The sequence below is a fragment of the Microbacterium abyssi genome (assembly GCF_015277895.1).
Classification (GTDB): Bacteria; Actinomycetota; Actinomycetes; order Actinomycetales; family Microbacteriaceae; genus Microbacterium; species Microbacterium abyssi.
Genome location: NZ_CP063815.1, coordinates 2,197,880 through 2,222,881, shown reverse-complemented (window position 1 = coordinate 2,222,881; position 25,002 = coordinate 2,197,880). Strand labels below are relative to the sequence as shown.

Below are 25,002 nucleotides of genomic sequence, written 5' to 3'. Positions count from 1 at the left end.
TGTGTCACCACGACAGCGCTGTGGCCAAGTCGGGGTCGGGATGGACGGCGGCGAACTCGGGGAGGGCGCGCAGCTCGTCGCGGAACGCCGTGACCGCCGCGGCGTACGCGGGATCGGGGTGCGAGGCGGCGATCTCCTGGAGCGGCGCCATGTCCATGGCGAGGATGAGATCCAGCCGCGCGGTCACCGCGGAATGCGCTCCGGCATCCTGCAGTACGCGGATGCCGCCGCGGAGCGCTACGAGATAGTCGCGCAGCACGGGCAGCTGATCCTTGCTCTGGGTGATCGAGGTGCCGTCCGCACGCACGCGCCAGTGCACGACGACGTCGGGGATCACGTCGAATGAGAGGGCGCGCGCGTACATCTGCTGGGCGACGATCTGGTCCTCGTAGGCGACGCCCTCGGGGAATCGCAGGTCGTTCCAGAAGTCGGAGCGACTGACCTTCGACCAAGCGACGATGTTGGCGGATGCCGCGGGGTGATCGAAGATGTTCGTGCGGCGGCGCCCGGGGTCGGTCGCAGCGGCCGTCCAGGGTTGCACGCGACCGGGCACGTAGCCCTCACCGTGGGGGCGGGTGCGGACGTAGGCTCCGGCGATGAAGTCGCTGCCCGTCTCCGCCAGAGTCGCGGTGAGGCGCTCGAGGGCGGTCGGGGTGAGCTCATCGTCGCCGTCGAGGAAGCCGAGGAACTGCGTGTCGACACGGTCGATGCCGATGTTGCGCGCGGCGCCGAGACCTCGGGATGCTTCGTGACGGACGACCTCGAATCGCGGGTCGGAGGCCGCGGCCTCCCCGAACACGTCACCGGTGGCGTCCACCGACCCGTCGTCGATGAGGATCGCCCGCCAGCGCGGTTCCGTCTGCGCCTGCAGCGATGCGATCGCCGCCGGAGCGAACGACTCGATGTCGCGACCGGGAACGATGAGCGTGACGATCGGGTCTGGCACGGTCTGAGTCTATGGGGGCCGCTGAAGCTTCGGCTCGCTCAACGACCCCGGCGGCTCACCCCGACACAGCTCCGACGGCATCCGCGACCAGCGCGGCTAGCCGCTCCGGTGCATCTTCCGGCAGAGGCTCACGGCCGAAAGTGAAGCGCACCGAGGTCTGCGACACCTCGGGCGCGATGCCGCAGGCCAGCAGCACGTGCGACGGCTCGTCGCTGCCCGCCGCGCACGCCGAGCCGCTCGATGAGATCACCCCCCGCCGCTCCAGCTCCAGCAGCACAGCCTCCCCGCTCGTCCCCGCGAATGTGAAGCTCGCGGTCCCTGGCAGGCGGTGCACCGGGTCGCCGGTCGCCACCGCCTGGGGGACGGCCTCGAGCACGCCCGTGATGAACCGCCCGGTCAGCGCCCCGACCTGCGCGGCGATGACCTCCCGCTCCGCCTCGGCCAGTTCGAGCGCCGTGGCCAGCGCCATCGCGCCCGCGACGTTCTCCGTCCCGGACCGGCGACCGCGCTCCTGGCCTCCGCCGTGCAGCAGAGGCTCCAGAGGAACCCGCCCGCGCACCGCAAGAGCCCCTGTGCCCTTCGGAGCGCCGAGCTTGTGCCCGGCGACCGAGATCGCGTCGGCGCCGAGACCTGCCAGCGGCAGCCACCCGGCCGATTGCACGGCGTCGAGATGCAGCGGCACCCTCCCGACGGCCGCGGCGATGGCCGCGGCATCCTGCACCGTGCCGATCTCGTTGTTCGCGTGCCCTAGCGATACCAGCGCCGTGTCGTCGCGCAGCGCGTGAGCCACGGCATCCGGCGCGACCCGGCCGTTCTCATCGACCGCGACCCGCGTCACCTCCACGCCGTGGAATCGCTCCAAGTAGGCCGCGGACTCCAGGATCGACTCGTGCTCGATCGGCGACGTGATCAGATGCCGCCGGTCGGTGTCGAGCACGCCGAGCACGATCCCCTTCACCGCGAGGTTGTTCGCCTCGGTACCGCCGGCCGTGAAGATGACATCCCCCGGGCGCATTCCCAGTACCCGTGCGACCCGTGCTCGTGCGTCCTCCAGCGCGCTCGCCGCAGCTTCACCCGCGGTGTGACGGCTGGACGGATTGCCGAACACCCCTGTGAGATACGGGCGCATCGCCTCGAGCGCCTCCGGTCGCACCGGAGACGTCGCCGCGTGGTCGAGGTAGATCATCCGTCGATCCGCAGGTCCAACCCGAGATCGAGGGCGCGCGCGGAGTGAGTGAGAGCGCCGACCGAGACGACGTCGACCCCGGTGGCGGCGATAGCGCCGACAGTGTCGAGATTCACGCCGCCGGATGCCTCGACCGTGGCCCGGTCGCCGATCAGCGCGACACCGGCGCGAAGATCCTCGAGGGAGAAGTTGTCCAGCAGCACCGTGTGTGCGCCGCCGGCGAGCACCGCCTCGATCTGGTCGAGCCGATCGACCTCGATCACGACGTGCGTGGTGTGCGGCAGTGCCTGGAGCGCATCGCGCAGTGCCGATGCGAGGTCGTCGCCCGTGCGCTGGAGGACGGCGAGGTGGTTGTCCTTGGCCATCACGGCATCCGACAGCGAGAAACGGTGATTGCTGCCGCCGCCGGACACGACCGCGTGGCGCTCGAACGCGCGCAGCCCCGGAGTCGTCTTGCGGGTGTCGGCGATCCGCGCGCCGGTGCCGTCGACGGCACGCACGTACTGTGCGGTCAGCGTCGCGATGCCGCTCATGCGCTGGGTGAAGTTCAGCGCCACGCGCTCGGCGGTCAGGATGCTGCGCGCCGATCCCGACACGGAGGCCAGCACATCGCCGGCCGCGAACTCGTCGCCCTCGGCGACGTGCACATCTACGGTGATCGTCGGGTCGGTGAGGGTGAACGCCGCGACGAACACGTCGCCGCCGCTGAGCACGCCGGACTCGCGGGCAACCAGGTCGGCGGTAGCCGTGGCGTCGGCGGGCAGCAGCGTCGTGCTGGTGAGGTCGCCCCACGGGGCATCCTCTTCGAGGGCTGCGCCGACGATGCGGGTGAGGGTGGCGGCGGTCAGCATCAGGCTCCGATCAGGGCGGGTTCGTGGTCGAGATGGTGCGCGCCGATCGATTCCGGGCGGGCGAGGGCAGCGGATGCCGTCGCCTCTGCGACCAGCAGGAGATTGGCGTCTTCGTACTCGGCGCTGGTGGTCGGGTGCGGGGCGGCTGCGCGCCAGGAGCGGATCGTATCGAGGGCCTCGGTCAAGCCGTCTCGCGTCCGGAGGAGTCCGACCTCGTCCCACATCAGGTGCTGGAGGTGGCTTCGTGAGAAACCAACGACGTTCAGGTCGCGAATTCCGCCGCTCAGAACCGCGGATACCGGCAGAATTCGCGACCTGAGCCCGCTGCTCGTCACCGCAGCAGCAGCCCGCGCCCCGAACACCGCGGCCTCGAGCAGCGAGTTCGACGCCAACCGGTTCGCGCCGTGCACTCCCGTCCGGGCGACCTCTCCGGCGGCGAAGAGCCCGGGGACGGACGTGCGACCGTCGAGGTCCGTCACGACACCGCCCATCAGATAGTGCGCAGCGGGCGTCACCGGGACAGGCTCCCGCGCCCAGTCGAAGCCGCGCTCACGCGTGACACGATCGATGGTGGGGAATCGCTCGGCCAGGCGCGCAGCGCCGATCATCGTGGCATCCAGCCGCACCGCCGACCCCTGCAACGCGGCCTGTCGCGCGACGGCACGAGCGACGACATCACGAGGGGCGAGCTCACCGTCCGGATGGACGTCGAACACGAACCGGCGCCCTTCGTCGTCGACGAGCGCGGCCCCCTCGCCGCGCACCGCTTCCGAGATGAGAAAGGGGGTCCCGGCGCCGAGAACCGTCGGGTGGAACTGCACGAACTCGAGGTCCGCGACCGCAGCCCCCGCCCGGATCGCGGCAGCGATCCCGTCGCCGGTCGCCTCGGCGGGGTTCGTCGTGTGCGCGTACAGCCGCCCCGCCCCGCCGGTGGCGAGGATCACGGCGTCCGTGTGGATGTCGACGAGCGCATCGTCGCGCAGCATCCGGACGCCGTGCACGGCGCCGTCGTCCGTGAGGAGGTCGACCAGCAGAGCGCTCTCGATGATCTCGATCTCGGCGGATCGCGCGTGCTGCACCAGCGCGTGCGAGATCGCCGCTCCCGTGGCGTCGCCGCCGGCGTGCACGACGCGCGCATGCGTGTGCGCCGCCTCTCGGCCGAGCAGCAGGACGCCGTCGGCATCCCGGTCGAACGCGACGCCGCGGGCGATCAGCTCCGCGATCCGAGCTGAGCCGTCCTGCACGAGGACGTCCACGGCTGCAGCATCCGAGACTCCCGCGCCGGCGATCAGCGTGTCGTCGGCGTGCGAACCGGGGGAGTCGCCCGGGCCGTAGACGCCGGCGACGCCGCCCTGCGCGAGAGCGGTGCATCCGCCACCGAGGGCCTCCTTGGTCACGAGCGTCACTGCGTGACCGGTCTCGGAGGCGTGCAGAGCCGCGGTGAGGCCGGCGATGCCGGAGCCGACGACAATGATGTTCATGCGCGGGGCTTCGCGGCCAGCATCCGCTCCAGCGCCACGCGTGCAGGCTCCGAGACGTCGGCGGTCACCGAGATCTGATTGACGACGCGCCCGGCGACCAGTTCCTCGAGCACCCACGCGAGGTATCCGGGGTGGATGCGGTACATCGTCGAGCAGGGGCAGACGACCGGGTCGAGGCAGAAGATCTCGTGCTGGGGGAACTGGGCGGCCAGGCGCCGCACGAGATTGATCTCCGTGCCGATCGCGAACGTCGTGGGCTCGGCCGCACCCGCGATCGCGCGACGGATGTAGTCGGTCGATCCCGCCTCATCGGCGGCATCCACGACCTCCATCGGGCACTCCGGGTGCACGATGACGCGCACATCGGGGTGCTCGGCGCGTGCCTGGTCGATCTGCGCGACCGTGAAGCGGCGATGCACCGAGCAGAACCCGTGCCAGAGGATGACGCGCGAGTCGACGAGTTCGCTGGCCGACGACCCGCCGAGCGGCCGGCGCGGGTTCCACATCGGCATCCTCTCGAGCGGCACGCCCATCGCCTTGGCGGTGTTGCGGCCGAGGTGCTGATCGGGGAAGAACAGCACGCGCTGCCCGCGCTCGAACGCCCACGCCAGCACAGTCTCGGCGTTCGACGATGTGCAGACGATTCCGCCGTGGCGTCCCACGAATCCCTTGATCACGGCGGAGGAGTTCATGTACGTGACGGGGATGACGGGTACGCGACCGGTCTCGTCCACGGCATCCAGCGGCCCGAGCGCATCTTCGAGCTGCTCCCAGCAGTCCTCGACCTGGTCGATGTCGGCCATGTCGGCCATCGAGCAGCCGGCCGCGAGGTTCGGCAGGATCACGGCCTGGTCGGGCGTGGAGAGCAGGTCGGCGGTCTCGGCCATGAAATGCACGCCGCAGAACACGATCGCCTCGGCGTCCGGATGCTCGAGAGCGGCGTTCGCGAGCTGGAAGGAGTCGCCCACGTAGTCGGCGTGCTGCACGACCTCCTCGCGCTGATAGAAGTGCCCGAGAATGACGACGCGATCCCCGAGGATGGCCTTCGCTGCGCGGATGCGGCGGTCGAGCTCCTCCTCGCTCGCCTCGCGATATGCGGCGGGGAACTCGCCCTGGCGCGGTGCGCCGGTCGGGATGACATCGCCCATCGACGAGCCGGGGCCGTAGCCCGGGACGGTGTCGAACGTCCAGGGCCCCGCGGCGAGGTCGGTGCTGCAGGAGTCAGCCGGAGCCGCCTGGATCAGGTGGTCGACGGAGGGATCAGTGGTGCGGATGGTTGACGTGGGCATCGGGCGCCGCCTTCTGGTCATCTCGACACTTAGTGTGCGATTCCAGATTATGTCGAGCTGACCATAAGTGCAAAGTGCGGGCGTCGCGAACGCGGGTCGTTGAGCGCAGGCGCGGAGCGCCGGAGACGAAACGGGCTGAGCGAGCGCAGCGGGGCGAATCAGGTCTCAGCCGCAAGCCGGAACAGGCGCGCAGGCCGATGCTTGCCGGTGCGGAATGACTCGGTCGGCACGAGCTCGTCCGATCCCTCCAGCAGACGGCGGAAGTTCGACGGATCCAGACGCCGCCCGAGGACGGCCTCATACACCTCGCGCAGCTCGGTGAGCGTGAACTCATCCGGCAGCAGGCCGGCCCCGATCGAGCTGTACCCGACCTTGTTCCGCAGCCGCCACAGCGCGTACTCGACGATGCGGTTGTGGTCGAAGGCGAGGATCGGCATGTCTTCGACGTCGAACCACTCCACATTCTCAGGGGCGTCCGCGGCGGCCCGCTGTGCGTCGACGAGATCGGAGCGCAGCAGCGCCCAGTAGACGATCGAGACGACGCGGGTGGGGGAGCGGTCGACGTCGCCGAACGTGTAGAGCTGCTCGAGATAGCTCGGTTTCAGGGCGGTCGTCTCGGCGAGCGTGCGGGATGCCGCAGCATCCAGATCCTCGGCGGGATCGAGCCATCCGCCGGGCAGCGCCCAGGAGTCCAGGTGCGGCTCGCGCGTCCGCCGGACCAGGGGAAGCATCAGTCGGTCGCCGTCCGCGCCGGCGCGCAGCGAGAAGATGACGGTCGAGACGGCGACGCGGATCGCGTCGGAGCTTCCGGAGGATGCGTCCACGCCGTCGAGCTTAGAACAGGCATGCCGGTATGCTGGGAGCGCTAAGTGAACACAGGCCGCATGACCTGCGCGGGAGAGCCCGATGAACGTGATCGGGCACCGAAGGAGCAAGCCTCCCCGCCAATCTCTCAGGTACCCATACCGTGCACGCCCGGCCACTCTGGAAAGCGATCCACGGATCCGCCGACGGTGAAAGCGTCCCGACCTCTCAACAGGCCCGGGACGCGAAACTCTCAGGCCCATGACAGAGGGGGAGTTCTCGGATACCGTGCATTCCGTACGGCATCCTTCCGATCGACGGGAGAACTTCATGGCCGAGGCCCGCTACACCCCGCTGCGCGAACGACACGAGTCGCTCGGTGCGTCCTTCACGGATTTCGGCGGCTGGCAGATGCCGGTGCGCTACACGTCCGACCTCGCCGAGCACCACGCGGTGCGGCAGGCGGCGGGACTCTTCGACATCTCGCACATGGCCGAGTTCCTCGTCACGGGCGACTTCGCCGCCGAGTTCCTCGACTACTCGCTCGCCGGACGCATCTCCCCGATGACTGTCGGCAAGGCGAAGTACTCCCTCGTCCTCGCCGAAGACGGCGGCATCATCGATGACATCATCGTCTACCGCCTCGCTGACGACCGCTTCCTGATCATCTCGAACGCCGGTAATCGGGGCTTTGTCGATTCGGCGCTCGCCTCCCGCGTGCGAGCCTTCCCGTCGCGGCTCGAGCGGGAACTTCCCCCGCGCGCCGAGGGCGAAGACCGCAGTTTCGCGGGCTTCCTCGGCGACCGAGGAGTCGATGTGGAGGACGTCTCAGATTCCTACGCGCTGCTGGCTGTGCAGGGTCCGGCATCCGAGGCGATCGTCGCCGCGATCGACGGCATCACCGAGGTCGGCACGCCGTGGTCCGAGCAGAAGTACTACGCGTGGGCCGATGCCCTCTTCCTCGGTGCGCCGCTGCTCATCGCGCGCACCGGGTACACCGGCGAGGACGGCTTCGAGCTGCTCGTCCGCAGCGAGGATGCCGCCGCCCTCTGGGATGCCGCGCTCGCCGCGGGCGCGCCGCACGGACTTGTCCCGGCCGGTCTCGCGGCCCGTGACACGCTTCGCCTCGAGGCGGGCATGCCGCTGTACGGCCACGAGCTCTCGCTCGAGACGAAGCCCGCGCAGGCCGGACTCGGTCGGGTCGTGGCATCCGACAAGGACGACTTCGTCGGCAAGCTCGCCGTCGCTCCCGACGACGACGCCCGTGTCCTCGTGGGTCTCGCTGCCGAGGGGAAGCGCGCGGGCCGCGCCGGCTACGCCGTCGTCGCTGACGACGGCACGGTGCTCGGCGAGATCACCAGCGGAGCGCTCAGCCCCACGCTCGGCCACCCCATCGCGATGGCCTACATCGACCCCGCATCCGCCGAAGCGGGAACCACCGTCAACCTGGATGTGCGCGGGACGAAGATTCCCGCAACCGTGACCGCCCTGCCTTTCTACCGGAGGAAGAAATGACCGATCTCAGCAGCCTCAAGTACACCGACGAGCACGAATGGCTCGCCATCGACGGCGCCACCGCGACCGTCGGCATCACCGACTACGCCGCTGACAAGCTGGGCGATGTCGTCTTCGTCGAACTCCCCGCCGTCGGCACCGAGATCACTGCGGGCTCCGTCGTCGGCGAGATCGAGTCGACCAAGTCCGTCGGCGAGCTCTACGCGCCGCTGGCCGGCACCGTCGTCGAGGTCAACGACGCTGTCGTGGACGACCCCTCGCTCGTGAATGCCGAGCCCTTCGAGGGCGGCTGGCTCATCAAGGTGACGATCGCTGACGGCGCGGCCGATGCGCTGCTGGACCGTGACGCGTACACCGCGCTGACGGAGGGTTGATCGCCGTCGTGACCGCATTCGCCGATCGCCACATCGGAACCACCGCCGAGACCCAGCGCGCCATGCTCGATGCGCTCGGACTCATCGACGCTGACGCACCTCTTGAGACGTTGATGCGCCAGGCCGTTCCGGGCTCCATCTATGCCGTCCCGACCTCGGAGACACGCATCCCGCACGCCGCCACCGAGTCTCAGGCGCTCGCCGAGCTGCGCGGCTTCGCATCCCGCAACACGGTGAACACGCCGATGATCGGCCTGGGCTACTACGGCACGATCACCCCGAGCGTGATCCAGCGGAACGTGCTCGAGAATCCGTCCTGGTACACGGCATACACGCCGTACCAGCCGGAGATCTCGCAGGGACGCCTCGAGGCACTGATCAACTTCCAGACCATGGTCGCCGACCTCACCGGCCTCACGACTGCGAACGCGTCGATGCTCGACGAGTCCACCGCGGTGGCCGAGGGGATGCTGCTGGCCCGCCGTGCCTCGAAGTCGAAGTCCGACGTGTTCGTCGTCGACGCCGGCGCATTCCCACAGACCAAGGCGCTGCTGCAGACCCGCGCGGAGGCGCTGGGCATCGAGCTCGTCGAGCGGGACCTGTCCGGCGGTGAACAGCTTCCGGACGAGCTTTTCGGCGTGTTCGTGCAGTACCCCGCGGCATCCGGTCTCGTCTGGGATCCGTCGGCCGTGATCGACGCGGCGCACGTCGCCGGGGGACTGGCGGTCGTCGCAGCCGACCTGCTCGCCCTCACCCTGATCGCCTCGCCGGGCTCACTCGGCGCAGACGTCGCAGTGGGCACGACCCAGCGATTCGGCGTTCCGATGGCGTTCGGCGGCCCGCACGCCGGCTACATGGCCGTGCGCCAGGGCCTGGAGCGTCAGCTGCCCGGGCGCCTCGTCGGCGTCTCGGTGGATGCCGATGGCAAGGCCGCCTACCGGCTGTCGCTGCAGACGCGCGAGCAGCACATCCGTCGCGAGAAGGCGACCTCGAACATCTGCACCGCGCAGGTTCTGCTGGCCGTGATGGCGTCGATGTACGCGGTCTATCACGGCCCTGACGGGCTGGCGAACATCGCCCGCAACGTCGCCCTTCGCGCGTCGACGTTGCGCGACCGGCTCGTCGAGGCAGGCGCCGACGTCGTCCACGACGCGTTCTTCGACACCGTCGAGGTGCGCACCCCGGATGCCGCGGCGATCGTGGCCCGCGCGCACGATGAGCACGGCATCCTGCTGCGCCTCGTGGACGACCGCACGATCGGCGTCTCGGTCGACGAGACGACGAGCCTCGACGACCTCGGTGTCGTCGCCACGGTCTTCGGCGCCAAGCGTTCCGCCTTCGGAGCGTTGAGCGAGCGAAGCGAGACGAAACGGGCTGAGCGACCGCAGGGAGTCGAAGCCGGCGCGCTGCCGGCGCAGCTCATTCGCAAGGACGAGTACCTCACGCACCCGGTCTTCCACGTGCATCGCTCGGAGACCGCCATGATGCGGTACCTGAAGAGCCTCGCCGACCGCGACTACGCGCTCGATCGCGGCATGATCCCGCTCGGCTCGTGCACCATGAAGCTCAATGCGGCGACCGAGATGGCCTCGATCACCTGGCCGGAGTTCGCGCAGATCCACCCGTTCGCCCCGGTCGCAGACGTCGAGGGCTATCTCGAGATGATCGACCAGCTCGAGGGATGGCTGGCCGAGGTCACCGGCTACGACGCGGTCTCGCTGCAGCCGAACGCCGGCTCGCAGGGCGAGCTCGCCGGGCTCCTGGCGATCCGCGGCTACCACCTGGCCAATGGCGACGAGCACCGCACGGTGTGCCTGATCCCGTCGTCCGCGCACGGCACGAACGCGGCATCAGCCGTCCTCGCCGGCATGAAGGTCGTCGTCGTCGCGTGCGACGACCTCGGCAACGTCGACCTCGACGACCTGCGCGCGAAGATCGCCGCGCACGCCGATGAGATCGCCGCGCTCATGATCACCTATCCGTCGACGCACGGCGTGTACGAGCAGGACGTCGTCGAGATCACCTCCGCAGTGCACGAGGCCGGCGGCCAGGTGTACGTCGACGGCGCGAACCTCAACGCGCTGCTGGGCTTCGCCCGGTTCGGCGACCTCGGCGGCGACGTCTCGCACCTGAACCTGCACAAGACGTTCGCCATCCCGCACGGCGGCGGCGGGCCAGGTGTCGGACCGGTGGCGGCCAAGGCGCACCTGGCCGAGCACCTGCCCGCTCACCCGCTCGCACAGCGCGCGATGCACGCCGGCGGCTTCGAGTTCGCGGGCGGGCCCGTGTCGGCGGCGCCGTACGGCTCGGCCGGCATCCTGCCGATCTCGTGGTCGTACGTCCGCATGATGGGCGCGGAAGGGCTGCGGGATGCCACGGCAGCCGCCGTCCTGTCGGCGAACTACATCGCCGCGCGCCTCGGCGAGCACTACCCGGTGCTGTATGCGGGGGAGAACGGCCGGGTCGCGCACGAGTGCATCCTCGACCTGCGCCCGCTCAAGGAGGCCACCGGGATCACGGTCGACGACGTCGCCAAGCGGCTCATCGACTACGGATTCCACGCCCCGACCATGTCGTTCCCCGTTCCGGGGACCCTGATGGTCGAGCCGACCGAATCGGAGGATCTCGGCGAGATCGACAGGTTCATCGAGGCGATGATCATGATCAAGCAGGAGGCGGACGCGGTCGCGGCAGGTCGCTGGCCCGCCGACGACAACCCTCTGGTCGGTGCGCCGCACACCGCGGTGTCGCTGATCTCGGCGGAATGGAATCACGCGTACACCCGCGAGGAGGCCGCGTACCCGGTGCGCTCGCTCGTCGCTGCGAAGTACTGGCCGCCGGTGCGCCGGATCGACCAGGCCTACGGCGACCGCAACCTGGTCTGCGCGTGCCCGCCCATCGAGGCGTTCGCCTAGGAACCGCCTGCTCCGACGCGCCCTGCTGTCATGCGCAGCAGGGCGCGTCGGCGTTTCCGCCGCATCTCGCAGCTGTTTCGGAGATGTGGCGAGTCAGTAACGGTTCATTAACGGAGCTGTCGCGACGTTGTAACGTCACGTAGCCTCTGGTGTATCCGGTGCGTCCGAAGCCGACGCGCCCTGGACCTGTCCACAGGAGGACACCAAAATGAAGCGAAACAAGATCACCCTGGCCGGGGTCGGTCTGCTCTCCGCCAGCGCGATGGTGCTGGTCGGCTGCGCAGGCAACAATGACACCGGCAACGGCGAAGGCGACACCGAGGGAGACGCCTCGGCGATCATCTCGGTGAACGGTTCCGAGCCGCAGAACCCGCTGATCCCGACCAACACCAACGAGGTCGGCGGCGGCAAGATCCTCGACGCGATGTTCGCGGGCCTCATCGGCTACGCAGCAGACGGCTCCGTGTTCAACGATGTCGCGGTGGACATCACTGTTGAGGACCCGCAGAACCTCACCGTCACCATCCGCGAGGGTCTGAAGTTCACCGATGGTGAAGAGGTCACCGCAGACAACTTCATCAAGGCGTGGAACTACGGCGCACTCGCCTCGAACGAGCAGCTCTCCAGCTACTTCTTCGAGGACATCGAGGGCTTCAGCTACGACGAAGACTCCGAGCTGACCGGTCTTGAGCAGGTCGACGACTACACGTTCACGATCGCGCTGAACAAGCCGGCGTCGGACTTCGCTCAGCGCCTGGGCTACTCGGCCTATTACCCGCTGCCGGACGTCGCTTTCGAGGACATCGAAGCGTTCGGCGAGAGCCCGATCGGCAACGGCCCGTACATGCTCGAGGGCGAAGGCGCCTGGCAGCACGACGTCGGGATCAACCTCGTGTCGAACCCCGACTACGACGGCCCGCGCACCCCCGTGAACGGCGGACTGAACATCAAGTTCTACGCCTCACAGGATTCCGCGTACGCCGACCTGCTCGCGGGCGAGCTCGACGTGCTCGATGCCATTCCGGACTCGGCATTCGAATCGTATGAATCCGATCTCGGCGACCGCGCGGTGAACCAGCCTGCGGCGATCTTCCAGTCGTTCACGATCCCCGAGCGCCTCGAGCACTTCGGTGGCGACGAGGGCGTGCTTCGCCGTCAGGCGCTGTCAATGGCGATCAACCGCGAGGAGATCACCGATGTGATCTTCCAGGGCACCCGCACCCCTGCCAGCGACTTCACCTCGCCGGTCATCGATGGCTGGTCCGACTCGCTCGAGGGCGCCGAGGTTCTGGCGTACGACCCCGAGAAGGCCAAGGAGCTGTGGGCAGAGGCTGACGCGATCAGCCCGTGGAGCGGCGAGTTCCAGATCGGCTACAACGCCGACGGCGGCCACCAGGCCTGGGTCGACGCCACTGTGAACTCGATCAAGAACACGCTGGGCATCGAGGCATCGGGTGCTCCCTACCCGACCTTCCAGGAACTGCGCGACCTGGTCACTGATCGCACGATCGAGACCGCGTTCCGCACCGGCTGGCAGGCCGACTACCCGGGACTGTACAACTTCCTCGGCCCGCTCTACGCGACCAACGCCGGTTCGAACGACGGAGACTACTCCAACCCCGAGTTCGACGACCTGCTCTCGCAGGGCATCTCGGAGACCGACCCGGAGGCGGCGAACGGCCTCTTCCAGCAGGCGCAGGAGATTCTGCTGCAGGACCTCCCCGCGACGCCGCTGTGGTACTCGAACGTGGTCGGCGGTTACGGCGAGACGGTCGACAACGTGCAGTTCGGCTGGAACTCCGTCCCGCTGTACGAACAGATCACCAAGATCGGCTGACGCCGGCAGGCGACGAGGCGGTGGTGCACACCACCGCCTCGTCGTCCTGTGCGTCCCCTACCCGAAGGGAGGTCGAGGATGGCTCTTTACATCCTCAGACGGATCCTGCAGGCGATCCCGGTGTTCTTCGGCGCCACCCTGCTGATCTATTTCATGGTCTTCGCCATGCCCGGCGACCCGATCGCCGCGCTGTTCGGCGACCGACAGCCGAACCCGGCTCTTCTCGAGCGACTGCGCGAGCAGTACCACCTCGATGAGCCGTTCGTCGTGCAGTACTTCTACTACATCACCGGCATCTTCCGGCTCGACTTCGGCATCAGCTTCTCCGGCCAGCCCGTGATCGAGATCCTGGCCCGCACGTTCCCTGTCACGCTGCGTCTGGCAGTGATGGCGGTCGGCATCGCGTTCGTCCTCGCCATCGTGATCGGTCTCTTCTCCGCTCTCGGCAAGGGCGGGATCTTCGACAACTCGATGCTCGTCGTGGCGCTCGTGTTCGTCGCGGTGCCGATCTTCGTGCTCGCGTTCCTCGCGCAGTACTTCCTCGCCGTGCAACTCGGCTGGTTCAGACCCACGGTTGGCGCCCGCAACGACTGGGGCGATCTCTGGCTGCCCGCGATCGTGCTGGGAGTCAGCGTCTATGCGACGAGCATGCGCCTGACGCGCAGCTCGACGATCGAGACCTTGGGGCAGGACTGGGTGCGCACCGCCTACAGCAAGGGCCTCCCGCGCGGGCGCGTCATCCCCGTGCACGTGCTGCGCAACTCGCTGATCCCGATGATCACCGACCTCGGCACCGTGTTCGGCATCCTGATGGTCGGTGCGACCGTCACCGAGGGCATCTTCAACGTGCCGGGCGTCGGCAACACGCTGTACCAGGCGATCATCCGGGGTGAGAACCCGACCGTCGTGTCGTTCGTCACGGTGTTCGTCGTCGTCTACGTGTTCATCAACATCGTCGTGGACCTTATCTACGGCCTGCTCGACCCGAGGATCCGCTATGTCTCGTCCTGACGCGCCCGCAGAGCACTACGTCGCCCCCGTCGACACCACCTCGGTGCCGGTCGACGTCGTCCGCATCGATGCCAAGCGCAGCAACCTCTGGCTGGACGCCTGGCGCGATCTGCGTCGCCGTCCGCTGTTCTGGATATCCGCGGCGTTCGTGCTGCTGGTGGTCGTCGTCTCCCTGTGGCCGGGGCTGTTCACGAACGTCGCGCCGAACAACGGCTGCGTCCTGCCGAAGAGCAACGGCGGGCCGGAAGCGGGTCACCCGCTCGGATTCACCCGCCAGGGCTGCGACGTGTATTCGCGCATCATCTGGGGCACGCGCACCTCGGTCGTCGTGGGCGTGCTGGCCACGCTCATCAGCACGATCATCGGCATGGTCATGGGCGCCTTCGCGGGCTTCTACGGTGGTTGGCTCGACTCGCTGCTGTCCCGCGTCGGTGACATCTTCTTCACCATCCCGTACATCATCGCCGCCATCGTCGTGATGTCGGTGATGCCGGTGCGCAACGAGATCGTCCTGGCCTTCGCCATCGGCGGATTCGCCTGGGCGTCGACCGCGAGGATCATGCGCGCGGAGGTGCTTCGCGTCAAACAGTCGGACTTCGTGATGGGAGCCGAGGCCGTCGGTCTCTCACGCTTCCGCACGCTGATCTCACACGTTCTGCCCAACGCCATGGCGCCCGTGATCGTCGTCGCGACCCTAAGCCTCGCGGCTGCGATCGTCGCCGAGTCGGTGCTGTCGTTCCTCGGTGTCGGCCTCGGCGGCAGCACGATGTCGTGGGGCAACGACATCAGTCAGGCGCAGACCAGCATCCGCACTGCGCCGATGGCGCTGTTCTGGCCATCACTGGCGCTCACGCTCACAGTGCTGGCATTCATCACTCTCGGCGAGTTGCTGCGCGACGCCGTCGACCCGAAGGCGAGGGCACAGCGATGAGCGCACCGCTTCTCAGCATCCGCGACCTCAAGGTCGCCTTCCGCAGCGGCAAGCAGTCCCGCGAGGTGCTGCACGGCGTGAGCTTCGACATCCTCGAAGGAGAGACGCTCGCCATCGTCGGCGAGTCCGGCTCCGGCAAGTCGACGACCGCTGCGGCGATCATCGACCTGCTGCCGGGCACCGGCACAGTGACGGGCGGAAGCATCACCTTGGGTGGCAAGGATCTCGCCAAGGCCGGCCGACGCGAGATGGAGCGGATCCGCGGACGCGAGATCGGCTACGTCCCGCAGGACCCGATGTCGAACCTCAACCCGGTGTGGTCGATCGGCTTCCAGGTCAAGGAGGCCGTGCAGGCCAACGGGCTGGCGCAGGGACGGCGCGAGGTCAACGACCGCGCCGTCGAGGTGCTCGTTCAGGCCGGTCTCAGCGACGCGGCCCGGCGCATGCACCAGTTCCCGCACCAGTTCTCCGGCGGGATGCGCCAGCGCGCGCTCATCGGCATCGGTCTGGCCGCCGATCCGAAGCTGCTGATCGCCGATGAGCCCACCAGCGCGCTCGACGTCACGGTGCAGCGCGTGATCCTCGATCACCTCGCGTCGCTCACGACCGAGCGAGGTACCTCGGTGCTGCTGATCACGCATGACCTCGGCCTCGCTGCCGAGCGTGCCGACCGCATCCTCGTGATGAACCAGGGCGAGATCGTCGAGGCGGGTGCCAGCGCCGAGATCCTCAACAACCCCCGGCATCCGTACACGCAGCGCCTCGTCGCCGCCGCTCCGAGCCTGGCCTCCCAGCGCATCGGTATCACGGCCGGTCCCGTCGAGACGCCGGCCGAGACGGCTCCTGCCGTGGTCGAGGTGCGCGAACTCGTGAAGGACTTCTCGATCCGCACCGGAGGGCTCCGCCATGAGCATTTCCGCGCGGTCGACGAGGTCTCGTTCTCGATCCCGCGGGGTAAGACCCTCGCACTGGTCGGCGAATCAGGCTCGGGGAAGTCGACCGTCGCGAAGATGCTGCTGCAGCTGGAGAAGCCGACCGACGGTGAGATCTTCATCGACGGGATGCCGACCAGCACGATGTCGCGTGCGGAGGTGTTCAAGCTGCGCCGGCGCATGCAGCCGGTGTTCCAGGACCCGTACGGTTCCCTCGACCCGCTGCGCAGCATCGGCAGTCTCATCTCGGAGCCGCTGCACGTGCACGGCATCGGCACCCGCGATGAGCAGCATCGGCGCTCCCTCGAGCTTCTCGAGCAGGTGGCGCTGCCGCAGGAGCTCGCCTGGCGATACCCGAACGAGCTGTCCGGCGGTCAACGTCAGCGCGTCGCGATCGCACGCGCTCTCGCGCTGAAGCCCGACATCGTCGTGCTGGACGAGGCGGTCTCCGCCCTGGATGTGCTGGTTCAGGACCAGATCCTCAACCTGCTCTCCGATCTGCAGCGCGACCTCGGCCTGACGTACCTGTTCATCACGCACGATCTCGCGGTCGTCCGCGTCGCCGCGGATCTCGTGTGCGTGATGGAGAAGGGCCGGATCGTCGAGCAGGGCACGGTGGACGACATCTTCAGCAACCCGCAGGAGGAGTACACCCGGCGCCTGCTGGAAGCCATCCCCGGGGCCTCGCTGCCCCTGGGCGGCGCAGGCTGATGCCGGCGGCCCGGCCGCCACGGGTCTTCCGGGTCACCGGGGCGGCCTGGCTGCTCGGCATCAGCGCGGTCGGCGCTGTCGTCCTTCTGGTCGAGGCGGTCGTCCGATCCGGTGCCGGTGAGGCGCTGCTGCTCGCGCCCTGGCTGCTGCTGGTGCTCTGGGTCATCTACGTAGTGGGCATCGCCTCCGACATCCGCGCGGATGTCACGGGCGTGGACGTGCAGAACCTCCTCCGCCGCACCTGGGTGCCGTGGAGCCGGGTGAAGCGCATCGCCTTGCGGTGGCAGCTCGAGTTGACACTCGACCAGGGCGCGGTGGTGCGCTGTTTCGGCGGACCGGTGCGCTCCCGGCCGCGCCGGATCGGCCCTGACCGGACCCGCGAGGACGGCAACGACGAAGCCGCGGACGGCATTGCAAGGATGCAGCGCCTGCGCCTGGAGGCGGACTCCGCGCCTGATGCCGTCGTGACCCGCTCCTGGGACTGGGTGTCGATCGCCGCATTGCTCGTTCTCGCCGTGTGGGCGGCCGTGGCCGTCATCGTCACGCGCTGATCGACGCCGGGTGTTCCGGCGTTCTCATAGAGAGGTCTGCTTGGCTCGACGCATGCAATGCCCCACCGATGGTTCCACGCTCGTCATGTCCGACCGCAGCGGCATCGAGATCGACTACTGCCCGCAGTGCCGTGGCGTGTGGCTCGATCGCGGTGAGCTCGACAAGATCATCGAGCGCTCCGTGACAGCCCCGCAGCCGCAGTCATATGCGCCGCCGGTTCCGCAGTACGGAGACCGGGAGCATCCTCCCGCCGCCCCTGGGTACGAGCAGCCGCGCTACGACGACCGCCGCTACGACGACCGCCGCTATGACGACCGCGACGGCCGTGGTCATCGCCGCAAGCGCGAGAGCTGGCTCAGCGACCTCTTCGACTGACGTCAGGGCAGGAGCGGGGCGACCAGCGGGTAGCCCACGAAGGCTGCGGCGTCGATGAGGAAGTGCGCGACCAGGAACGGCAGGAGACGCCCGCCGCGGGCGAACAGCCAGCCGAACAGCAGGCCCATCGCGAGGTTGCCGATGAACGCGCCCGGCCCCTGGTACAGGTGATAGCTGGCGCGCAGCACGGAGGTCGCGATGATGATCGGCCACATTCCCCAGCCGAGCTGCCTCAGGCGGAAGAACAGGTAGCCGAGCACCACGAACTCCTCCATGATCGAGGCGCGGGCGGCCGACAGCAGCAGGATCGGCACCGTCCACCAATGCGCGTCGAGTCCTCCCGGATCCACGGCGACGAAGAGTCCCAGCATCCGGCCGCCGACGTACAGCGCGAGGCCCGGGATGCCGATGGCGAGGACGAGCAGGATGCCGTGACCGACGTCCCGGCCGGCACGAGTTCCGTCCAGCCCGAGCCGCTCAAGGTGCGGGCGCGCGTTCTGCCACAGCAGGAAGCAGACCAGCAGCACCGGAACGATCGAGAAGCTGATCCCAAGAACCTGGTAGATGAGGTCGAAGGCCTCGCGGTCGCTGCGCGACGGGTTGAGAGTGGCGACCTGATCGGCGAGCGGCGTGCTGTCTGTCAGCCGGTAGGCGAGCTGGACGATCGCGTAGATCGCCGATTCACCGAGCCCGAGCGCCAGGACGATCGCGATCTCCCACCACGTGCGAGAGCGCGAGACGGTGTGCTGCGGATCGGTCACAGCCCGATGTTACGGGAGCGTTCATATGCCTGCTCGGCGGCCGGTCAGCGTGCGTGCGATATCCTGTACCGTCGGCATCCCGGCGCATCCCAACATCCCTTTTAGGAAACCTGCATGGCGCACGCCCTCCGCTCTGACCTCCGCAATGTCGCTATCGTCGCGCACGTCGACCACGGCAAGACAACTCTCGTCGACGCCATGCTCCGTCAGACGGGGTCCTTCGGCGAGCACGCGCACGTCGACGAACGCGCCATGGACTCGAACGATCTTGAGCGCGAAAAGGGCATCACGATCCTCGCGAAGAACACCGCGATCACCTACAAGGGTGAGCACGCCAAGGGTGAGGAGATCACGATCAACGTGATCGACACCCCCGGCCACGCCGACTTCGGCGGCGAGGTCGAGCGCGGCCTGTCCATGGTCGACGGCGTCGTGCTGCTGGTCGACTCCTCGGAGGGGCCGCTCCCGCAGACCCGCTTCGTGCTGCGCAAGGCGCTCGAGGCGAAGCTCCCGGTCATTCTGCTGGTCAACAAGACCGACCGTCCGGACGCCCGCATCGCCGAGGTCGAGGAAGAGGCGCACGACCTGCTCCTCGGCCTGGCATCCGACCTCGTCGACGACGTGCCCGACCTCGATGTCGATGCGCTGCTCGACGTCCCCGTCGTCTATGCATCGGGTCGTGCCGGTGCTGCCAGCCTCAATCGTCCCGACAACGGCAGTCTGCCCGACAACGACGACCTCGAACCGCTGTTCGGTGCGATCCTCGAGCACATCCCGGCCCCGTCGTACGACGACGAGGCGCCTCTGCAGGCATGGGTCACGAACCTCGACTCCAGCCCGTTCCTCGGTCGTCTCGCCCTGCTGCGCGTCTTCAACGGCACGCTCAAGAAGGGGCAGACCGTCGCGTGGGTGCGCGCCGACGGCACCACCAGCAACGCTCGTATCACCGAGCTGCTGAAGACTCGTGCGCTCGAGCGCTACCCGGCCGAGTCGGCAGCACCCGGCGACATCGTCGCGATCGCCGGCTTCGAGGACATCACGATCGGCGAGACGATCGCCGACCCCGACGACGTGCGCCCGCTGCCGCAGATCCACGTCGACGACCCCGCCATCTCGATGACGATCGGCACCAACACCTCGCCGCTGATGGGCAAGGTCAAGGGCCACAAGCTCACCGCTCGCATGGTGAAGGACCGTCTCGACCGTGAGCTGATCGGAAACGTCTCGCTCAAGGTCGTCGACATCGGCCGCCCGGATGCCTGGGAGGTCCAGGGTCGTGGCGAGCTGGCGCTGGCCATCCTCGTCGAGAACATGCGCCGCGAGGGCTTCGAGCTCACGGTCGGCAAGCCGCAGGTGGTCACCAAGAAGATCGACGGCAAGGTCCACGAGCCCTTCGAGCACCTGACCATCGACACGCCGGAAGAGCACCTCGGTGCGATCACGCAGCTCCTGGCGAACCGCAAGGGCCGCATGGACAACATGATCAACCACGGCACCGGCTGGGTGCGCATGGAGTTCATCGTCCCGTCGCGCGGCCTCATCGGATTCCGCAGCGAGTTCATGACCACCACGCGCGGCACCGGCATCGCCAACGCGATCTCGCACGGCTACGATGCCTGGGCCGGCCACATCACCACCCGCCAGAACGGCTCGATCGTCGCAGACCGCCAGGGTGTCGTCACCCCGTTCGCGATGATCGCACTGCAGGAGCGCATGTCGTTCTTCGTGCAGCCGACGCAGGAGGTCTACGAGGGCATGGTCATCGGCGAGAACTCGCGCGCCGACGACATGGACGTGAACATCACCAAGGAGAAGAAGCTCACGAACATGCGTGCCGCGAGCTCGGACTCCTTCGAGTCGATGACGCCGCCGCGCCAGCTCACGCTCGAGGAGAGCCTCGAGTTCGCCCGGGACGACGAATGCGTCGAGGTGACCCCTGAAGTCGTCCGCATCCGCAAGGTGATCCTCGACCAGACGGTCCGCGGCCGCGAGGCCTCGCGCATGAAGCGTCAGGACGCCAACGCGTAAGCACACCGCACGAGTGCCTCGCACGCACCCGATCATCCGGGGAGTGTGAGGCCCTCGGCGTAGGCGCCGATCCCTCGCGGCGTACCGGACGCTCTGTACAGCGTCGTCCCCTGGGTCTACGGTGTGACCGGAGCAGTGAGGAGCTCGCGTGATCCCGACCGACCTCGCAGGAATCGACCAAGCGGTCGCCACCGGTGCGCTGCCGGGCTGGGACCGGGTGGAAGAACTCGTCGTCGAGGCCCACCGCCGTCATTCCGCGGACAGCGCGGGTGAGGTGGCCGGCTACATCCCCGTGCTCGGCGCCGTCGATCCGTCGCTGTTCGGACTCGCCGTGGTCGACGCGTCCGGTGGAGTGCACGATGCCGGCGATGCGCTGCACGCGTTCTCGATCCAGTCGATCTCGAAAATGTTCGTCTACGCCCTGGCGATCCAGGAGCACGGCCACGGGCGGGTGCGCGACATCGTCGGCGTGAACAACACCGGGCTCGCCTTCAATTCGGTGATGGCCCTGGAACTCAACGACGGGCATCCGATGAACCCGATGGTGAACGCCGGCGCGATCGCCACCACCGCGCTGATGACCGGCGCCGGCCCCGACGAGAAGTGGGAGCAGATCCGCGACGGGCTCTCCGCATTCGCCGGCAGGGAACTGCCCTTCGACGATGAGGTCTATCACTCCGAGATGCAGACGAATGAGCGCAATCGCGCGCTCGGCCGCCTGCTCAGCAGCTACGGGCGGCTGAGCGGGGACTCGGACGAGATCGTCGACGTCTACACGCGTCAGTGCGCGCTGAACGTCACAGCACACGATCTGGCGGTGATGGGAGCGACGCTCGCCGACGGCGGCGTCAACCCGGTCACGGGGGAGCGCGTCGTCTCGGCCGACGTCTGCCGTGACACGCTCGCGGTGGTCGCGGCATCCGGACTGTACGAACGCTCGGGAGAGTGGCTCTTCGAGATCGGCATACCCGCGAAGTCGGGCGTCTCCGGCGGCATCGTGGCGGTGGCTCCCGGCAAGGGCGCGGCCGGCGCATTCTCGCCCCGGCTCGACAGCGCAGGCAACTCGGTGCGGGCTCAGCTGGCGATCGGGCACCTCTCCCGATCGCTGGGACTGAATCTGTTCGCGTCCGCGCCATGGACGCCCGACGCCCGGAAAGGATGATCATGACCGATACAGCGACCAAGGAGGCCGTGCAGAAGACATCCTGGCTGCCCATGGTGAGCCTGTTCCTCGCCCAGGTGCTGATGTCGTTCAACGTCGCGGCGCTCCCGATCTCGCTGGGCGGCATGGTCGAGGACTTCGGCGTGCCGCCCACGATCGCCAGCTCCACGATCGTCGTCTACGGGCTCGCGGTCGCCGCGCTCGTGATGACAGGCGCGAAGCTCGGCCAGCGCGTCGGCTGGGTGCTGATCTTCCGAGTCGTGATCGTGCTGTTCGCCGGATCGTCCGTGACGATGATCCTCGCGCCGACGGTGGCGTGGGCGATCGCCGGGCAGGCAGCGGCAGGGGCGGCGGCGGCGATCATCGTTCCGGCGCTGGTCGCCCTGATCGCCGAGAACTACCGCGGATCCCAGCAGGCCACCGCGATCGGAGCTCTCGGATCGGCACGTGCGATCTCGGGGGTCAGCGCGTTCCTGATCGGCGGCACCCTCGGGACGCTGGTGGGGTGGCGCCCCGTCTTCATGATCGTTCTCGGCATCGCCGTCATCGTGTTCGCACTGAGCTTCACGCTGCGCGGCGACCGCGGCAACGCGTCGATCCGGATCGATCTCGTCGCAGCTCTCCTGATCGGCGCGGCGATCGTGCTGCTCACCCTCGGCTTCAACAACCTCAACACCTGGGGCGCGCTGTCGGCGACCGACGGAGCGCCGATCAGCGTCTTCGGGCTGTCGCCGGCGCCGCTGTTCATCATCGCCGGCATCGTGCTGGGGCAGGGATTCTTCCTCTGGACGCGGCGGCGGATGGCACGCGGTCATGTGCCGCTGATCGACCTCAGCATCATCGACTCGCCGCGTGAGCGCGCAGCCGTGTACGCGATGTTCATCGTCGTGGCGCTCGAGGCGTGCGTGAACTTCTCCATCCCGCTCTACATCCAGATCGTGCAGGGCCGCACACCGTTCGACACCTCGCTGGCGATGATGCCGTTCAACCTCACCGTCTTCATCACCGCGACCCTGGTGGTGCGCTTCTACAAGCGCTACCCGCCGCGGACGATCGGCGTGTTCGGATTCATCCTGACGACCGTCGCGCTCGTCTGGCTGTCGATCGTCGTGAACAACAATTGGGAGACGTTCCCGACGATCCTGGGGCTCTTCGTCTTCGGCGTCGGTCAGGGTGCGCTGGTGACCCTCGTCTTCAACGTCCTCGTCACCGCGGCGCCCGCCGCGCTCGCCGGCGACGTCGGGTCGCTCCGGGGCACGACGCAGAATCTCGCTTCGGCCGTCGGGACCGCGGTCGCCGGAGCGCTGCTGGTGTCGCTGCTCGGCATCAGTGTGGGACGCGCGGTGACCGAGCATCCCGAGCTGCCGCCGTCGCTCGTCGCGCAGGTGAACATGGACGACATCAACTTCGTCAGCAACGACGACCTCCGCGTCGTGCTCGAGGAGACAGACGCCACCCCCGAGCAGGTCGACGCGGCCGTCGCGGTGAACGAGGAGTCCCGGCTCAGGACGCTGAAGATCGGACTGCTGATTCTCGCCGGCATCAGCGCCGTGGCGATCCTGCCGGCATCCCGTCTGCCCCGCTACAAGCCGGATGAGATCCCGGACCCGGCGCCGGTCTCCGGAGGGGAGTAGACCGTCAGCGCAGCTCGGAGATGAGCACCGCGCTCGTGCCTGGCCTGGTCGCCTCGAACAGGTGCGGGGTGTCTCCGGCATAGGAGAGATAATCGCCGGGATTCAGCAGCACCGCTTCTCCGGCCGGGCCGATCTGCGCCTGCCCGGAGATGAGGATGACGTGCTCGGTGGTGCCCGCGTGATGCGGATCCGACCGCCGAGGCTCGCCAGGCTCCGCCTGGATGAGGTAAACGTCGCGGCGGGCGCCGGGAGGGCTCGCCGACAGCAGCGTGGCGCTGTACGCGGCAGCGGCTGACGGCACGCCGGCGAGGTCGTCGGCGCGGATGAGCGTCGGCGCGTTCGCCTGCTGATCGACGAGCACGGCGAAGGGGACGTCGAGAGCGACGCCCAGAGCCCAGAGCGTCTCGACGCTGGGATTGCCGGAGCCGTTCTCGAGCTGGGAGACCGTGGCCTTGGACACACCGGCCTGCCGGGCGAGCTCCGACACGGACAGTCCGCGCGCTTCGCGCTCCCGCCTCAGCGTACGGGCGATGCGTGTTCCGAGATCCTCCATGTGTTCATCATGTCAAACGTGCGTTCGCTTGACTATCCACCGTGACATGTTCAGACTGATGGGCATGCGTTCATCGAATCGAACGACGGATGCCGTGCCCGCCGCGTCCGCGCGTCGCGAAGTCTGGCGCGAGGGGATCGGGGTGGCTGTGGCCACGAGCGCCTACGGCGTCTCGTTCGGAGCGCTGGCTGTGGCATCGGGCCTCGACGTCTGGCAGACCAGCGTTCTCAGCCTGCTCATGTTCACCGGCGGATCGCAGTTCGCTTTCATCGGCGTCCTCAGTGCAGGGGGCGTCGCGGCGCTGCCGTCCGCCATCGCCTCCGCCGCACTGCTCGGGGTGCGCAACATGGCGTACGGCATGCGGATGTCGCCGATCATCGGCTCGGGAATCTTCCGCCGCGCTGCAGCCGCGCACGTGACGATCGACGAATCGACCGCTGTCGCGATCTCGCAGAGCACGACGCCGCTGCGGCGTCTCGGATTCTGGGTGACGGGGCTCGGCGTCTTCATCGGCTGGAACCTCACCACGGTGCTGGGCGCGCTGCTCGGGGACGTGCTGGGCGACCCGAAGAGCTGGGGTCTGGATGCCGCGGCTGCCGCGGCCTTCCTCGCGCTGCTGTGGCCCCGGCTCAAGCAGCGACAGGCGATCGCGGTCGGCGTCGCGGCCGCCGTGATCGCCGCGGCGCTCACACCGGTCATCATGCCGGGCCTGCCGGTGCTGGTCGCTGCCCTCGTCGCCATCGTGGTCGGCTGGTTCAACTGGCTGGGGCGCGAGGAACGACCGGCGACAGTGCCGGAGGCGAACACGTGAGCGTGTGGAGCGCGGTGCTGCTCGCCGCCTGCATCTGCGTGGCGCTGAAGGCGTTCGGCTACCTGATCCCGTCGCACCTGCTGGAGGCGCCGCGTCCGGCGCGCATCTCCGACCTGCTGACCGTCGCACTGCTCGCCGCTCTCGTCGCCGTCCAGACGCTCGGTGCCGGGCAGGCCGTGGTGGTCGATGCCAGGATCCCGGCCGTGCTGGTCGCGGCGGGCCTGCTGTACCTGCGGCAGTCGTTCCTCGTCGTCGTGATCGCCGCGGCCGCCGTCGCCGCGCTGCTGCGCTGGGTCGGCTGGGCGGCCTGACCAGTCGGCCCGGCGCACGTGGCAAGGGCGCG

General features: G+C 68.4%; 22 protein-coding genes and 2 riboswitches. Of the genes, 14 read left to right on the top strand and 8 right to left on the bottom strand.

The genetic code is table 11. From position 1 onward, the window contains the following. Window positions 1–4 precede the first annotated feature (4 nt). The 6 genes from IM776_RS10820 to IM776_RS10795 all read right to left on the bottom strand — a co-directional run bounded on the left by IM776_RS10820 (window position 5) and on the right by IM776_RS10795 (window position 6,484). A complete protein-coding gene (locus IM776_RS10820; protein ID WP_194420051.1) occupies window positions 5–946 on the bottom strand; it encodes a glycosyltransferase family 2 protein in 942 nt (313 codons plus the stop codon). A 55-nt stretch (window positions 947–1,001) separates the two neighbouring features. Next, window positions 1,002–2,132, bottom strand: a complete 1,131-nt coding sequence (locus tag IM776_RS10815) for a cysteine desulfurase family protein (RefSeq protein WP_194420050.1) — start codon at window positions 2,130–2,132, stop codon at window positions 1,002–1,004. Next, window positions 2,129–2,983, bottom strand: a complete 855-nt coding sequence (gene nadC / locus IM776_RS10810) for a carboxylating nicotinate-nucleotide diphosphorylase (RefSeq protein WP_194420049.1) — start codon at window positions 2,981–2,983, stop codon at window positions 2,129–2,131. Before nadC ends, IM776_RS10815 begins: the two co-directional genes overlap by 4 nt. Further along, complete coding sequence (gene nadB, locus IM776_RS10805; RefSeq protein WP_194420048.1) at window positions 2,983–4,464, bottom strand: L-aspartate oxidase; 1,482 nt, start codon at window positions 4,462–4,464, stop codon at window positions 2,983–2,985. Before nadB ends, nadC begins: the two co-directional genes overlap by 1 nt. Next, window positions 4,461–5,753, bottom strand: coding sequence for a quinolinate synthase NadA (gene nadA, locus IM776_RS10800; protein ID WP_194420047.1), 1,293 nt, complete (start codon window positions 5,751–5,753; stop codon window positions 4,461–4,463). The genes nadB and nadA overlap by 4 nt, the downstream gene beginning before the upstream one ends. Window positions 5,754–5,911: 158 nt before the next feature. Continuing rightward, a complete protein-coding gene (locus IM776_RS10795) occupies window positions 5,912–6,484 on the bottom strand; it encodes an NUDIX hydrolase (protein WP_194422613.1) in 573 nt (190 codons plus the stop codon). A gap of 153 nt (window positions 6,485–6,637) precedes the next feature. After that, a riboswitch (glycine riboswitch) is annotated at window positions 6,638–6,731 on the top strand. Between the two features lies 1 nt (window position 6,732). Beyond that, window positions 6,733–6,832, top strand: a riboswitch (glycine riboswitch). Window positions 6,833–6,887: 55 nt separating this feature from the next. Between IM776_RS10795 and IM776_RS10790 the strand changes: the two genes are divergently transcribed. From IM776_RS10790 to IM776_RS10750, 9 genes are all read left to right on the top strand, one after another. Then, complete coding sequence (locus IM776_RS10790; protein ID WP_194422612.1) at window positions 6,888–8,072, top strand: glycine cleavage system aminomethyltransferase GcvT; 1,185 nt, start codon at window positions 6,888–6,890, stop codon at window positions 8,070–8,072. After that, on the top strand, window positions 8,069–8,446 hold the full coding sequence (gene gcvH / locus IM776_RS10785; protein ID WP_194420046.1) for a glycine cleavage system protein GcvH: 378 nt from the start codon (window positions 8,069–8,071) through the stop codon (window positions 8,444–8,446). The genes IM776_RS10790 and gcvH overlap by 4 nt, the downstream gene beginning before the upstream one ends. Before the next feature lie 62 nt (window positions 8,447–8,508). Next, complete coding sequence (gcvP, locus tag IM776_RS10780) at window positions 8,509–11,361, top strand: aminomethyl-transferring glycine dehydrogenase (RefSeq protein WP_422730948.1); 2,853 nt, start codon at window positions 8,509–8,511, stop codon at window positions 11,359–11,361. Between the two features lie 208 nt (window positions 11,362–11,569). Then, window positions 11,570–13,198: a peptide ABC transporter substrate-binding protein gene (locus IM776_RS10775; RefSeq protein WP_194420044.1), complete on the top strand. Its 1,629-nt coding sequence runs from the start codon at window positions 11,570–11,572 to the stop codon at window positions 13,196–13,198. A 78-nt stretch (window positions 13,199–13,276) separates the two neighbouring features. Continuing rightward, window positions 13,277–14,209 carry an ABC transporter permease gene (locus IM776_RS10770; RefSeq protein ID WP_194420043.1) on the top strand — a complete coding sequence of 311 codons (933 nt, stop codon included), beginning with the start codon at window positions 13,277–13,279 and terminating at the stop codon, window positions 14,207–14,209. Next, window positions 14,196–15,140, top strand: coding sequence for an ABC transporter permease (locus tag IM776_RS10765; protein WP_194420042.1), 945 nt, complete (start codon window positions 14,196–14,198; stop codon window positions 15,138–15,140). Before IM776_RS10770 ends, IM776_RS10765 begins: the two co-directional genes overlap by 14 nt. After that, the gene (locus IM776_RS10760) at window positions 15,137–16,783 is read left to right on the top strand and encodes an ABC transporter ATP-binding protein (protein ID WP_194420041.1); all 1,647 of its coding nucleotides are present in this window, start codon (window positions 15,137–15,139) and stop codon (window positions 16,781–16,783) included. Before IM776_RS10765 ends, IM776_RS10760 begins: the two co-directional genes overlap by 4 nt. Further along, window positions 16,783–17,334: a PH domain-containing protein gene (locus IM776_RS10755; protein ID WP_194420040.1), complete on the top strand. Its 552-nt coding sequence runs from the start codon at window positions 16,783–16,785 to the stop codon at window positions 17,332–17,334. Before IM776_RS10760 ends, IM776_RS10755 begins: the two co-directional genes overlap by 1 nt. A 52-nt stretch (window positions 17,335–17,386) precedes the next feature. Continuing rightward, window positions 17,387–17,710 (top strand): TFIIB-type zinc ribbon-containing protein, encoded by a 324-nt coding sequence (locus IM776_RS10750; protein WP_194420039.1) that lies wholly within the window; start codon window positions 17,387–17,389, stop codon window positions 17,708–17,710. Between the two features lie 2 nt (window positions 17,711–17,712). Here the strand turns inward: IM776_RS10750 and IM776_RS10745 are convergent, their stop codons facing one another. Continuing rightward, entirely contained in the window at window positions 17,713–18,471 is a 759-nt protein-coding gene (locus IM776_RS10745) for a CPBP family intramembrane glutamic endopeptidase (RefSeq protein WP_194420038.1), read from the bottom strand. 114 nt (window positions 18,472–18,585) lie between these two features. Between IM776_RS10745 and typA the strand changes: the two genes are divergently transcribed. From typA to IM776_RS10730, 3 genes are all read left to right on the top strand, one after another. Continuing rightward, window positions 18,586–20,499 carry a translational GTPase TypA gene (gene typA, locus IM776_RS10740; RefSeq protein WP_194420037.1) on the top strand — a complete coding sequence of 638 codons (1,914 nt, stop codon included), beginning with the start codon at window positions 18,586–18,588 and terminating at the stop codon, window positions 20,497–20,499. Between the two features lie 148 nt (window positions 20,500–20,647). Then, a complete protein-coding gene (glsA, locus tag IM776_RS10735; RefSeq protein WP_194420036.1) occupies window positions 20,648–21,661 on the top strand; it encodes a glutaminase A in 1,014 nt (337 codons plus the stop codon). 2 nt (window positions 21,662–21,663) lie between these two features. Beyond that, complete coding sequence (locus IM776_RS10730; RefSeq protein WP_194420035.1) at window positions 21,664–23,295, top strand: MFS transporter; 1,632 nt, start codon at window positions 21,664–21,666, stop codon at window positions 23,293–23,295. A 4-nt stretch (window positions 23,296–23,299) separates the two neighbouring features. On the opposite strand, the gene IM776_RS10725 is transcribed toward IM776_RS10730, so the two are convergent. Then, window positions 23,300–23,848: a helix-turn-helix domain-containing protein gene (locus IM776_RS10725; protein WP_194420034.1), complete on the bottom strand. Its 549-nt coding sequence runs from the start codon at window positions 23,846–23,848 to the stop codon at window positions 23,300–23,302. 64 nt (window positions 23,849–23,912) lie between these two features. Between IM776_RS10725 and IM776_RS10720 the strand changes: the two genes are divergently transcribed. Continuing rightward, window positions 23,913–24,659 (top strand): AzlC family ABC transporter permease, encoded by a 747-nt coding sequence (locus tag IM776_RS10720; protein WP_194420033.1) that lies wholly within the window; start codon window positions 23,913–23,915, stop codon window positions 24,657–24,659. Beyond that, window positions 24,656–24,970 (top strand): AzlD domain-containing protein, encoded by a 315-nt coding sequence (locus IM776_RS10715; protein WP_194420032.1) that lies wholly within the window; start codon window positions 24,656–24,658, stop codon window positions 24,968–24,970. Before IM776_RS10720 ends, IM776_RS10715 begins: the two co-directional genes overlap by 4 nt. Window positions 24,971–25,002 lie beyond the last annotated feature (32 nt).

Bases quoted from the DNA above. Each gene is read 5' to 3' on its own strand.
- IM776_RS10815 (WP_194420050.1), bottom strand. From the start codon at position 2,132: ATGATCTACCTCGACCACGCGGCGACGTCTCCGGTGCGACCGGAGGCG.
- nadC (WP_194420049.1), bottom strand. From the start codon at position 2,983: ATGCTGACCGCCGCCACCCTCACCCGCATCGTCGGCGCAGCCCTCGAA.
- nadB (WP_194420048.1), bottom strand. From the start codon at position 4,464: ATGAACATCATTGTCGTCGGCTCCGGCATCGCCGGCCTCACCGCGGCT.
- nadA (WP_194420047.1), bottom strand. From the start codon at position 5,753: ATGCCCACGTCAACCATCCGCACCACTGATCCCTCCGTCGACCACCTG.
- IM776_RS10795 (WP_194422613.1), bottom strand. From the start codon at position 6,484: ATGCTTCCCCTGGTCCGGCGGACGCGCGAGCCGCACCTGGACTCCTGG.
- IM776_RS10790 (WP_194422612.1), top strand. From the start codon at position 6,888: ATGGCCGAGGCCCGCTACACCCCGCTGCGCGAACGACACGAGTCGCTC.
- gcvH (WP_194420046.1), top strand. From the start codon at position 8,069: ATGACCGATCTCAGCAGCCTCAAGTACACCGACGAGCACGAATGGCTC.
- gcvP (WP_422730948.1), top strand. From the start codon at position 8,509: ATGCTCGATGCGCTCGGACTCATCGACGCTGACGCACCTCTTGAGACG.
- IM776_RS10775 (WP_194420044.1), top strand. From the start codon at position 11,570: ATGAAGCGAAACAAGATCACCCTGGCCGGGGTCGGTCTGCTCTCCGCC.
- IM776_RS10770 (WP_194420043.1), top strand. From the start codon at position 13,277: ATGGCTCTTTACATCCTCAGACGGATCCTGCAGGCGATCCCGGTGTTC.
- IM776_RS10765 (WP_194420042.1), top strand. From the start codon at position 14,196: ATGTCTCGTCCTGACGCGCCCGCAGAGCACTACGTCGCCCCCGTCGAC.
- IM776_RS10760 (WP_194420041.1), top strand. From the start codon at position 15,137: ATGAGCGCACCGCTTCTCAGCATCCGCGACCTCAAGGTCGCCTTCCGC.
- IM776_RS10755 (WP_194420040.1), top strand. From the start codon at position 16,783: ATGCCGGCGGCCCGGCCGCCACGGGTCTTCCGGGTCACCGGGGCGGCC.
- IM776_RS10750 (WP_194420039.1), top strand. From the start codon at position 17,387: ATGCAATGCCCCACCGATGGTTCCACGCTCGTCATGTCCGACCGCAGC.
- typA (WP_194420037.1), top strand. From the start codon at position 18,586: ATGGCGCACGCCCTCCGCTCTGACCTCCGCAATGTCGCTATCGTCGCG.
- IM776_RS10730 (WP_194420035.1), top strand. From the start codon at position 21,664: ATGACCGATACAGCGACCAAGGAGGCCGTGCAGAAGACATCCTGGCTG.
- IM776_RS10725 (WP_194420034.1), bottom strand. From the start codon at position 23,848: ATGGAGGATCTCGGAACACGCATCGCCCGTACGCTGAGGCGGGAGCGC.
- IM776_RS10720 (WP_194420033.1), top strand. From the start codon at position 23,913: ATGCGTTCATCGAATCGAACGACGGATGCCGTGCCCGCCGCGTCCGCG.